Source organism: Vibrio sp. D431a (genome assembly GCF_030248655.1).
Classification (GTDB): Bacteria; Pseudomonadota; Gammaproteobacteria; order Enterobacterales; family Vibrionaceae; genus Vibrio; species Vibrio alginolyticus.
In genome coordinates this window covers 24454-35832 of sequence record NZ_JAHGAP010000052.1, presented here as the reverse complement: position 1 = coordinate 35832, position 11379 = coordinate 24454, and the positions used below count along the sequence as shown (strand labels likewise).

General features: G+C 45.7%; 10 protein-coding genes. 6 read left to right on the top strand and 4 right to left on the bottom strand.

The genetic code is table 11. The features are described 5' to 3' along the window. Positions 1-81: 81 nt before the first annotated feature. A complete protein-coding gene (rpsT, locus tag KJB35_RS26770) occupies positions 82-342 on the bottom strand; it encodes a 30S ribosomal protein S20 (protein WP_005381938.1) in 261 nt (86 codons plus the stop codon). Between the two features lie 305 nt (positions 343-647). On the opposite strand from rpsT, the gene murJ reads away from it, so the two are divergent. The 6 genes from murJ (at position 648) to ispH (ending at position 8254) form a co-directional block, all read left to right on the top strand. Further along, positions 648-2210, top strand: coding sequence for a murein biosynthesis integral membrane protein MurJ (gene murJ / locus KJB35_RS26765; protein WP_054701712.1), 1563 nt, complete (start codon positions 648-650; stop codon positions 2208-2210). Between the two features lie 69 nt (positions 2211-2279). After that, positions 2280-3215 carry a bifunctional riboflavin kinase/FAD synthetase gene (gene ribF / locus KJB35_RS26760; RefSeq protein ID WP_213908271.1) on the top strand — a complete coding sequence of 312 codons (936 nt, stop codon included), beginning with the start codon at positions 2280-2282 and terminating at the stop codon, positions 3213-3215. Positions 3216-3279: 64 nt separating this feature from the next. Beyond that, on the top strand, positions 3280-6108 hold the full coding sequence (gene ileS / locus KJB35_RS26755; RefSeq protein WP_213908272.1) for an isoleucine--tRNA ligase: 2829 nt from the start codon (positions 3280-3282) through the stop codon (positions 6106-6108). Between the two features lie 73 nt (positions 6109-6181). Next, entirely contained in the window at positions 6182-6688 is a 507-nt protein-coding gene (lspA, locus tag KJB35_RS26750; protein WP_005381924.1) for a signal peptidase II, read from the top strand. A gap of 144 nt (positions 6689-6832) precedes the next feature. Then, positions 6833-7264: an FKBP-type peptidyl-prolyl cis-trans isomerase gene (fkpB, locus tag KJB35_RS26745; protein WP_005381922.1), complete on the top strand. Its 432-nt coding sequence runs from the start codon at positions 6833-6835 to the stop codon at positions 7262-7264. 24 nt (positions 7265-7288) lie between these two features. Next, a complete protein-coding gene (gene ispH / locus KJB35_RS26740) occupies positions 7289-8254 on the top strand; it encodes a 4-hydroxy-3-methylbut-2-enyl diphosphate reductase (protein WP_005381920.1) in 966 nt (321 codons plus the stop codon). A gap of 46 nt (positions 8255-8300) precedes the next feature. On the opposite strand, the gene KJB35_RS26735 is transcribed toward ispH, so the two are convergent. The 3 genes from KJB35_RS26735 to KJB35_RS26725 all read right to left on the bottom strand — a co-directional run bounded on the left by KJB35_RS26735 (position 8301) and on the right by KJB35_RS26725 (position 11276). Next, positions 8301-8774: a low molecular weight phosphatase family protein gene (locus KJB35_RS26735; RefSeq protein WP_054576673.1), complete on the bottom strand. Its 474-nt coding sequence runs from the start codon at positions 8772-8774 to the stop codon at positions 8301-8303. A 71-nt stretch (positions 8775-8845) separates the two neighbouring features. Next, entirely contained in the window at positions 8846-9574 is a 729-nt protein-coding gene (gene btsR, locus KJB35_RS26730; RefSeq protein WP_213908273.1) for a two-component system response regulator BtsR, read from the bottom strand. 31 nt (positions 9575-9605) lie between these two features. Further along, positions 9606-11276 carry a sensor histidine kinase gene (locus KJB35_RS26725; RefSeq protein WP_054576674.1) on the bottom strand — a complete coding sequence of 557 codons (1671 nt, stop codon included), beginning with the start codon at positions 11274-11276 and terminating at the stop codon, positions 9606-9608. Positions 11277-11379: the final 103 nt, after the last annotated feature.

The following is an 11379-nucleotide window of genomic DNA, read 5'->3' as shown; positions in this document are numbered from 1 at the left end:
GTAATTTACTAAGAAAACTTTGTAGATATAAAAAAACCGACACAAGGTCGGTTTTTTCTTCACTGTAAAATCAGGACTCTATTAAAGAGCTTTGATTTGTGCAGCGAAACGAGACTTATGGCGAGCTGCTTTATTCTTGTGAATAAGGCCTTTAGTTGCCATGCGGTCTAGGATAGGTGTAACTACAGCGAATGCAGCAGTTGCAGCTTCTTTGTCGCCTGCTTCGATAGCAGCAACAGTTTTCTTCATGTAAGTACGCATCATTGAGCGACGGCTAGCATTGTGCTGACGACGTTTCTCAGCTTGGATAGCGCGCTTCTTAGCAGATTTACTATTTGCCAAGGGTCTAACTCCCAAAAACTTAGTTCTGTGACAATTTAAGGGCGAGGAATATCCCTCATTTGCGCTTAAATGTCAAATGATTTGTGCAAAAACCGATCTAAGCCAAAACAAATTTTGGTAAGAGAGGTTATCGCGGTTAAGATGGCGGGGATTCTAACAGCATTTTTATACCAATGCTAATAATTATCCGCGAAAGGCACACTTATTCCTTACAACCCGCGGATAGATTTTTGACGTCTATTTGCAGCACCTGTCAGAGAAACAGTATAGGGTTAGCTGTCTTATGGTGATATTCCGAGGTTACAGTGAGTAAACGACTACTCAAGTCTGGCATGATCGTCAGTGCTATGACATTTATTTCCCGCGTTCTTGGCCTAGTTCGTGATGTTGTAGTGGCAAATTTAATGGGGGCAGGAGCAAGCGCAGACGTCTTTTTCTTCGCCAATAAAATTCCTAATTTTTTACGACGTTTGTTTGCTGAAGGTGCTTTTTCCCAAGCGTTTGTACCCGTTTTAACGGAAAGCCATGCTCAAGGCGACATGGATAAAACTCGGGAGCTCATTGCTCGTGCAGCGGGCACGTTGGGGGTGATAGTCTCAATTGTTACCATCTTAGGTGTTCTAGGTTCCGGTGTGGTGACTGCACTGTTTGGTTTTGGTTGGTTCCTAGACTGGATGCATGGTGGTCCCGCGGCTGAGAAGTTCGAACTTGCTAGCGTGATGCTCAAGATTACCTTTCCTTATTTATGGTTCATCACTTTTGTTGCCCTATCGGGAGCCATTCTTAATACACTAGGTAAGTTTGCGGTTTCTTCGTTTACTCCCGTCTTCCTCAACGTAATGATCATTTTGGCAGCATGGTTTATCTCGCCGCAGATGTCACAGTCAGAGATTGGTCTTGCCATCGGTGTTTTCCTTGGTGGTTTGGTTCAGTTCTTATTTCAAATCCCTTTCCTTATTAAAGCGGGGGTTATGGTTAAGCCAAAATGGGGCTGGCGCGATCCGGGCGTGGTGAAGATCCGAACCTTAATGATTCCTGCTTTGTTCGGTGTGTCGGTAAGCCAAATCAACTTGTTGTTTGATACTTTTATTGCCAGCTTTCTGCAAACCGGTTCGATCAGTTGGTTGTACTATTCAGATCGCTTGTTGGAATTCCCGTTAGGTCTGTTTGGTATTGCTATTGCAACGGTGATTTTACCAGCATTATCACGCAAACATGTTGACGCACAAAATGAAGGATTCGCACAAACCATGGACTGGGGGGTGCGCATGGTGATCTTACTTGGCCTTCCTGCAATGCTTGGTTTGATGGTACTGGCAAAACCTATGTTGATGGTGTTATTCATGCGAGGTGAGTTTTCGCCACAAGACGTACATCAAGCATCATTGTCACTCTTTGCTTACGCTTCAGGCTTGTTGAACTTTATGCTGATTAAAGTGCTTGCTCCGGGTTATTACTCGCGTCAAGACACCAAAACGCCAGTGAAATATGGCATCATTGCGATGGTGACCAACATGGTATTTAATGCAATTTTTGCGTACTTCTATGGCTACGTTGGCTTGGCTATCGCGACAGCACTATCGGCATTTGTGAATATGGCACTGCTGTATCGTGGCCTGCACATCGCAGAGGTATACCAAATCACTAAGCGAACCGTCTTCTTTATTATACGTTTAGCTATTGCTGGCGCGGCGATGGTGGCGGCAATCTTATGGCAACTGGAAGATATGTCAGTATGGCTGGGCTGGAGCTTTGCTCACCGAAGCGCGGTGCTAGGGATGTTGATCGGTTTAGGAGCCGTGGTTTACCTAGTGGTTCTATTTTTAACTGGTGCGCGTTTAAAAGACCTAAAAGCTGGGACAGACTGAGGGTGATTAGTATATAATCCGTCAGTTTCACACAGTGTAAAGTAAAACAGAGGCAGAAAGCAGTATCCAATGGAACTGATTAGAGGCATTCACAATATCAACCCGCGACATCATGGTTGTGTGCTGACTATTGGCAATTTCGATGGTGTCCATAAAGGCCATCAACAAGTATTGCAGCAAGTGTCTGAGCAAGCGGACAGGCTATCCTTGCCTTCTGTTGTGATGACCTTTGAACCTCAGCCGATGGAGCTGTTTGCCAAAGACAAGGCACCTGCAAGGTTGACGCGATTACGCGATAAGTTCGTGCAATTGAGTAAGCTCGATATTGACCGCTTACTGTGTGTCAATTTCAATCGCCATTTTGCAAGTTTAACCGCGGAAGAGTTTATCCGTGACTTGTTGGTCGAGCGTTTGGGTGTTAAGTTTCTTGTCGTTGGTGATGATTTCTGCTTTGGCAAAGGCCGTACAGGTAACTTTGCAATGCTGCAGGAAGCAGGGGAAAAATACGGCTTTGACGTCGTAAGTACCCAGAGCTTTTGTTTACAACAATTACGTGTCAGCAGTACGGCTATCCGTCAAGCGCTGGCGCGTGACGATTTGCATTCCGCGCAACAGATGCTGGGAAGAAACTACAGCATCAGCGGTCGTGTTTCTCACGGAAGAAAGCTAGGTCGAACCATTGGGTTCCCTACTGCAAATATTCCTTTGAAACGCTGTGTTTCTCCGGTTTCCGGAGTCTATGTTGTTCAAGCGCTTGGCTTAGGAGATAAGCCGATTGGTGGCGTCGCTAACATTGGTCAACGGCCAACCGTCAATGGTGTTCGCCAACAGTTAGAAGTGCACTTATTCGACTTTCATGCCAATTTATATGGCAAGCAACTAGAAGTGGAACTTTTGCATAAACTTCGAGATGAGCAAAAGTTTGAGTCGTTTGAAGCACTTAAACAACAAATCGAATTGGATGCTGAAGCAGCAAGGGTGTGGCTGCGTCAGCTTAAGCGTTGAGCGGTTTATTCCACCGTTCAACATAATGTCTAATTTTCGCCCAATATAACGGAATTAAGAATCGATGAGTGAGTATAAAGATACCCTGAACTTACCTGAAACAGGGTTTCCAATGCGCGGCAACCTGGCCAATCGTGAGCCAGAAATGCTTAAGCGTTGGTACAAAGAAGATCTTTACGGTGAAATCCGTAAAGCTAAGAAAGGCAAAAAGTCATTCGTATTGCACGATGGCCCTCCTTACGCAAATGGTGACATTCATATTGGTCACGCACTAAACAAGATTCTTAAAGACATTATTATTAAATCCAAAACACTTTCAGGTTTTGACGCACCTTACATCCCAGGCTGGGACTGCCACGGTCTACCAATCGAATTAATGGTAGAGAAGAAAGTAGGTAAGCCAGGCCAAAAAGTGACAGCAGCGGAATTCCGCGAGAAATGTCGTGAATACGCAGCAGGTCAGGTTGAAGGTCAGAAAGAGAGCTTCAAGCGTCTTGGCATCATGGGTGAGTGGGACAAGCCATACCGCACTATGGATTTCGCAACTGAAGCGAACATTATTCGTGCTCTTGGTAAGATCGCAAGCAATGGTCACCTGCTAAAAGGTTTCAAACCTGTTCACTGGTGTACAGACTGTGGTTCTGCTCTTGCTGAAGCGGAAGTAGAATACAAAGATAAAGTATCACCATCTATCGACGTTCGTTTTAAAGCGGCTGACGAAACAGCACTGCTATCTAAATTTGAACTGACAGAAGGTCATGAAGGTCACGGTGACGTATCTATCGTTATCTGGACAACAACACCTTGGACACTGCCTGCAAACCGCGCAGTATGTCTACGTGATGATCTAGAGTACGTGCTTATCCAAACAGAAGGCGACAACGCTGAGCGTATCATCGTTGCTGCTGAGCTAGCGAAAGACGTAATGGACCGTGCGGGTATCGAGCACTTCCACAACCTTGGCTTTGCTAAAGGTGCGGACCTAGAGCTTTCTCAATTCCAACACCCATTCTACGATTTCACTGTACCGGCGATTCTTGGCGATCACGTTACGACTGATTCAGGTACTGGTGTTGTTCACACTGCTCCTGGTCACGGTCAAGAAGACTTCGCGGTTGGTAACAAGTACAACCTAGAAGTAGCAAACCCAGTTGGCTCAAACGGTGTTTACCTACCAGATACAGAGCTATTTGCTGGTCAGCACGTATTTAAAGCGAACGATGCAGTAGTAGAAGTACTAAAAGAAAAAGGTGCACTACTACACCACCACGCTTACGAGCACAGCTACCCACACTGTTGGCGTCATAAGACTCCAATCATCTTCCGTGCTACACCTCAATGGTTCGTTTCTATGGATCAAGCTGGCCTACGTGCTAAAGCATTAGAGTCAATCAAGAATGTAGAGTGGATGCCTGAGTGGGGTCAAAGCCGCATCGAAGGTATGATCGAAGGTCGCCCTGAGTGGTGTATCTCTCGTCAACGTACTTGGGGTGTGCCAATTGCTCTGTTTGTTCATAAAGAAACAGCAGAACTTCATCCAAACACGCTAGAGCTGATCGAGAAAGTCGCGAAGCTGGTTGAAGAGAAAGGCATTCAAGCATGGTGGGATGCCGATGCAGCTGAACTACTAGGTGCTGACGCTGACCAATACGAAAAAGTGCTAGATACGCTAGACGTATGGTTCGATTCAGGTGTCACTCACTTCTCTGTTGTTGATGCTCGTGAAGAGTACAACGGCAATAGTGCAGACCTATACCTAGAAGGTTCTGACCAACACCGTGGTTGGTTCCAGTCTTCTCTAATTTCATCTATCGCGATGAAAGACGAAGCGCCTTACAAACAAGTACTGACACACGGTTTCGTGGTTGATGGTCAGGGTCGTAAGATGTCTAAATCTATCGGTAACGTGGTTGCGCCAAAAGACGTAACTAACAAGCTAGGTGCTGACATTCTTCGTCTATGGGTTGCTTCAACAGACTACACTGGTGAAGTTGCGGTTTCTGATGAAATCCTAAAACGTAGCGCAGATGCTTACCGTCGTATCCGTAACACAGCGCGTTTCTTCCTAGCTAACCTGAGCGGCTTCAACCCTGAAACAGACATCGTTCCTGTTGAAGAGATGGTTGCGCTAGATCGCTGGGCAGTTGGTCGTGCACTAGCAGCACAAGAAGAGATTGTTAAAGCATACGAAGAGTACAACACACACGGTGTAACTCAGCGTCTAATGCAATTCTGTTCAATCGAAATGGGCTCTTTCTACTTAGACGTAATTAAAGACCGTCAGTACACAGCAAAACGTGGCGGCAACGCTCAACGTAGCTGTCAGACAGCACTTTACTACATCGTAGAAGCGCTAGTTCGTTGGATGGCGCCAATCATGTCGTTCACTGCAGATGAAATCTGGAACGAAATGCCAGGCGAGCGCGACAAGTTCGTATTCACTGGTGAGTGGTTCGACGGTCTATTCGGTCTTGCTGAAGGTGAAGAGCTGAACAACGAATTCTGGACTGAGATCCAAGCGGTTCGTGGTGCAGTAAACAAACTTCTAGAAGATGCGCGTAAAGAGAAAACCATTGGTGGTGCACTACAAGCTGAAGTGACTCTATTTGCTGATGACGCACTAGCGGCGAAGATCAACAAACTTGAAGATGAACTGCGCTTTGTTCTACTAACATCTGCTGCGAAAGTTAAGCCTCTAGGTGAGAAGACGGATGCAGCACAAGCGACGGATATCGAAGGCTTGTTTGTAGAAGTAGCAGCAGCTGAAGGCGAGAAGTGTGACCGTTGTTGGCACCACACGCCAGACGTAGGCACAATTGAAGGTCACGAGAAGATCTGTGGTCGTTGTGTGTCTAACGTAGACGGCGAAGGTGAAGTACGTAAATTCGCGTAATTGCCTAGAACGACTGAACTTTTTTTAAAATTAACAGCCCCAGTATTTACTGGGGCTGTTTGTAGGTAAAGTAATGAGTGAAAAAGCACTGACGTTAAAGCAATCTGGAGTTCGCTGGCTGTGGTTAGCAATTCTGGTATTTATTGCAGATATTGGCATCAAATTGGTGGTGATGGACAACATGGGCTACGGATGGGCAAACCGAATTGAGGTGTTGCCATTCTTCAACCTACTTTACGTTCATAACTACGGTGCCGCTTTCAGCTTCTTGAGCGATCAAGCTGGTTGGCAGCGTTGGTTATTTACAGGTATCGCGTTTGTTGTGACGGGTCTTTTGACCTACTGGATGAGCAAGCTTCCAGCAAAAGAAAAATGGAACAACATTGCTTATGCACTGATTATTGGTGGTGCAGTGGGCAACGTGTTTGACCGCGTCGTTCATGGCTTTGTTGTTGATTACCTAGACTTCTTCTGGGGTAACTACCACTGGCCAGCATTCAACCTTGCTGACATGGCGATCTGTATTGGTGCGGCAATGATTATTCTGGATGGCTTCCGTAAAAAAGACGCTAACAAGTAACCTTTTGCGATATATCGAATAACCCTAAGCGTCGTCCGTTGATTCGAGCGACGCTTTTTATTATGTTGGAGCGCCAATCAGCATATCAATGTATAAAAAGACCAAGCTGACAGCGTAATAACCCAAGAACAAGGAAGCATTAACGTGACAACAATAACCAATGAATCGGTAGTAACCCTTCACTTTACGATTAAAATGAAAGACGGATCGGTTGCAGATAGTACTCATAACATGGGTAAACCAGCGAAATTTGTTATGGGTGATGGCAGCTTGAGTGAAAACTTTGAGCAGTGCTTGATAGGCCTCGAAACAGGCGCACAAAAAGCGATTGAGCTAAAGGCAGAAGACGCGTTTGGTATGCCAAACCCTGATCATATTCACTATATGGATCGCACTAAATTTGTAGGTGATGCAGAAGTGGAAGTTGGTACAATCATGGCCTTCAGTGGCCCTGATGGCATGGAAATCCCGGGCATTATTACAGAGATTGCAGGCGATTCAGTCACTGTGGACTTCAACCATCCTCTAGCGGGACAAGACGTGACTTTCGAAGTTGAAATTTTGTCAGTAGAATAGCGAACCAAATAAAAGATAACTTCCATGAGCAATGAAATGAAAATCCTGTTAGCTAACCCACGTGGTTTCTGTGCTGGTGTTGACCGCGCGATTAGCATCGTAGAGCGTGCGCTAGAGATGTATCAGCCACCGATTTATGTGCGTCATGAAGTGGTGCATAACCGTTTTGTGGTTGAAGGTCTAAAACAGCGTGGTGCTATCTTCGTTGAAGAACTGCACGAAGTGCCAGACAACAACATTGTGATTTTCTCCGCTCATGGTGTATCGCAGGCAGTTCGTCAGGAAGCCAAGCAGCGTGATTTGACCGTATTTGACGCAACGTGTCCTTTAGTAACCAAAGTGCATATGGAAGTGGCGCGTGCGAGCCGTCGTAATATGGAAGTGGTTCTGATTGGTCACGCAGGTCACCCTGAAGTCGAAGGTACGATGGGGCAATACGCCAGTGAAACCGGTGGTATGTACTTGGTTGAAACTCCAGCCGATGTTGAGAAACTGAAGGCGATTGTGAAAGATCCATCCGATCTTCATTACGTAAGCCAAACGACGCTTTCTGTCGATGAAACTGCCGATGTTATCGAAGAGCTACGCCGCGTGTTCCCAGATATCCAAGGTCCACGTAAAGACGATATCTGTTATGCGACACAAAACCGCCAAGATGCCGTACGTGAACTAGCTGGTGACGTAGATGTGATGGTTGTGGTGGGTTCTAAAAACTCATCAAACTCTACACGTCTTAAAGAGCTAGCTGAAAAGCTAGGGACACCTGGCTACTTAACCGACTGTCCGGAAGATATCAAACCTGAGTGGTTCGAAGGCAAAACAAAGGTCGGCGTGACTGCGGGAGCATCTGCTCCGGAAGAGCTCGTTAATCAGATTCTAGAGCGAATCAAAGAACTCGTTGGTGCCGAAGCGGTTGATGAAGTACTTGGCCGTGAAGAGAATATGTTCTTTGAAGTACCTAAAGAACTTCAAATCAAGCAAGTGGATTAGTCTCTATTTATCGAATATTCAAAAGGCGACCTGTGGGTCGCCTTTTTTACATCTCTCTTAACTCATTTAGGTAATCACGAATTTGGTCTTTTCCTAAACCATCGATAATCATATCAGACATCTTCGTGATTCTTCGCTCAAGCGATTGAGCAACCTTTTCGCAATGTGCGTACATGTCTTCATCAGAACCATAGGTCGGAAAAGCATCAACTTGCCAGTTTACTCGAACGCCCCCCGCAAGCCACTGAGGAGCGGTTTCTTGATGTAAAGAATCACAGAGAATAATAACGATGTCGGGAAGAAACTGAGTTCGCTCCTCCCATGAATGCGTGTGGATATGCGGAATGGGGAGTCGGTGGTCATCTAAATATTTTTGCACCACTGGGTGCACCTTGCCTGTGGGATGTGAGCCTCCACTGGTGACACTAAAATCTGCTGGCAGGATATTGGTTGCGATTGACTCCGCGAGGACGCTTCGTCCAGCGTTGTGCTTACATATGAATAAAACTTTATACATCATCGCCTCGTCTTTTCAGAGCGTCCTATTTATACGCTAGCGGAAACTCAGCGATGATGTGTGAAGTTTTTGTGTTAGTGGCTAATGCCGAGCATCTCTTTGAGCACCTTTAAGTAGCGGCGGCTTACTGGTATCTCAAAGCCTGTTTTGGTGATGATTTCCGCTAACCCATTTTCCAGTAACTTGATTTCGCTAATCGCTTTAATACTGACTAAGTATTGACGATGGCAGCGGACTAGAGTGGTTTTCTCTTCCAACGTTTTTAATGTCAGTTGGGTGCTCGCGGTCTGGCTGGTGGAGCGTACATGTACGCCGCTGATATCACTGTAAGCACATTCCACCGTGTCGGTGGCCATGATAACGATGCGGTTGTGTCCGATGCACGGTATCTGATCTAAAGTGTCAGGCGTAATAGCAGACAGTTGTTGCGTTAGGGCGGATTGGCTAATGACTTTGTTTAGTCGTTTGACCGTTTTAGTTAACCGGCATGGGTCGACAGGTTTGAGCAAGTAATCAAAGGCATTGTCTTCAAATGCTTGAATCGCATACTGATCATAAGCCGTGACAAAAACCACATAAGGCATGGTTTCTGGATCAAGCATCCCAAGTAGTTCAATCCCCGTGACTTGAGGCATTTGGATATCGAGAAACACCACATCAGGCTTAAGTTCATTGATTTTTTTTAGGCCAAGGATTGCGTTTGAGGCATCGCCCACGACCTCAACTTGGCCTGTTTCATCCAGTAACTCTGCTAGCTCTTCACGAGCAAACTGTTCATCATCAATGACGAGTGCGGTTAACATCCAACATTACCTTTATTGCTTCAGCGTGCTTTTATGATTTTGGGGGAATGATAAAGCTCATTTTAGTAAATTGATGTGGCTCGCACGTAATTTTTAGCGCTGCATCACGTCCAAATTGATTAGTGAGACGTTTGTCGACAATTTCTAAACCTAGCCCTGAGTGGTTTTCTTTTGGCGGTTCAAAACTGCCTGCGTTGTCTTCGACGGTAATCAAGTGACCTTGTGAGTGTGCTTCGCTGTATATATGAACTTTACCACCTTCAAGCATGTTTGAAATGCCATGCTTAATGGCGTTCTCAACCAAAGGCTGGAGTGTAAAGCTTGGTAATTTGATGTCCAGCAATTCAGGTTGAATATCGATTTCAACCTCTAAGCGGTCCGTAAAACGCGCTTTTTCGATGCTCAAGTACGAGTTCACATGTGCAAGCTCTTCCTTTAGCGTCACGGTATTAATGTTCTGCTTTAAATTGCTGCGGAAGAAGTGCGATAAATTTTGGATTAGCTCGCGCGCTTTGTCAGGGTCACGACGAGTAATCGCACTAATAGTATTGAGTGCATTAAACAAAAAGTGTGGATTCACCTGAGCGTGAAGCAATTTTATTTCTGCTTGGGCGAGTAAGGCTTGTTGTTGTTGGTAATCGCCATAAAGGATTTGGCTAGATAGAAGCTGGGCTATTCCTTCCGCCATCGACATGTTGGCCGTCGAGAACAATTTACGCTTCGGTTCATACAGCTTTATGGTACCAATGACCTCTTTCCCTGCACGCAGTGGGATGATCAGCGCAGATCCGAGCTTGCAATCTTTTGCAATGGAGCATTGGTATGGACGCTCCGCACCATCAAGATAAATGATGTCGTTTTTCTCCATGGAGTCTAATGTGCTTTGCGATGAAATCGGCGTGTTCGGTTTATGGTGATCATCGCCAATGCCCACAAACGCCAAGATCTTTTCTTGGTCAGTAATCGCGACAGCGCCCACTTTGGTTTCTTCGTAAATAATACGTGCGATTTTCTCTGCGTTTTCGGTGTTGAAGCCGTTGCTTAGAATTCCCACTGAGCGATCAGCAATGGTGAGCGCTCGACGCGAAAACGTCGCAGAAAACTTTTCAAAGATTGCTTTTCTGTCTTGCAGGATACTCATGAACAACGCTGCACCAAATGAGTTCGCGATGATCATAGGCGCTGCAATAGCGGACACCAGTTCATAGGCTTGATCAAAAGGTTTCGCGACGGCGAGCAGCAAAATCATTTGCACCACTTCTGCAACAAACGTGACGCTGAATACGACGCTTGGATTAAACAGCAATGCGCCTTTATTTCGCTTGATAAGGTAAACGTGGAGCAAGCCACCAATTACGCCCTCGGCGGTGGTTGAAATTGCGCAGGCTAGGTCAGTAAAGCCACCAAGAGAGTATCGATGGATGCCACCAGTAAATCCGACGGCGAAACCTACAACAGGTCCACCAAACAGCCCGCCCATAACTGCGCCGATCGCACGAGTATTGGCAATAGCATCGTTGATGTGCAGACCGAAATAGGTGCCGAGAATACAAAAGCCAGAGAAGAGTACGTAACAAATTAGGCGGTGGCTTAAGCGCGAAGAAATACTCAGCAAAGGTAAGATGATTGGCGTTTTACTTAGCATGTAAGCCAAAACTAAGTACACACACATCTGTTGTAAAAGGGAGATGACCAGTTCCATAGTGAACCTAACCTAGAATCAATGTTGTTATTGTATACCTAAGTAACCTCAAGATGCTTGGCTCAGATAGATAAGAACAGCTAAGTAAATGATGCTGCGCTGT

Coding starts and splice junctions, on each gene's coding strand:
- ribF (WP_213908271.1), top strand. CDS start 2,280: ATGGAACTGATTAGAGGCATTCACAATATCAACCCGCGACATCATGGT.
- ileS (WP_213908272.1), top strand. CDS start 3,280: ATGAGTGAGTATAAAGATACCCTGAACTTACCTGAAACAGGGTTTCCA.
- lspA (WP_005381924.1), top strand. CDS start 6,182: ATGAGTGAAAAAGCACTGACGTTAAAGCAATCTGGAGTTCGCTGGCTG.
- ispH (WP_005381920.1), top strand. CDS start 7,289: ATGAGCAATGAAATGAAAATCCTGTTAGCTAACCCACGTGGTTTCTGT.
- KJB35_RS26735 (WP_054576673.1), bottom strand. CDS start 8,774: ATGATGTATAAAGTTTTATTCATATGTAAGCACAACGCTGGACGAAGC.
- btsR (WP_213908273.1), bottom strand. CDS start 9,574: ATGTTAACCGCACTCGTCATTGATGATGAACAGTTTGCTCGTGAAGAG.
- KJB35_RS26725 (WP_054576674.1), bottom strand. CDS start 11,276: ATGGAACTGGTCATCTCCCTTTTACAACAGATGTGTGTGTACTTAGTT.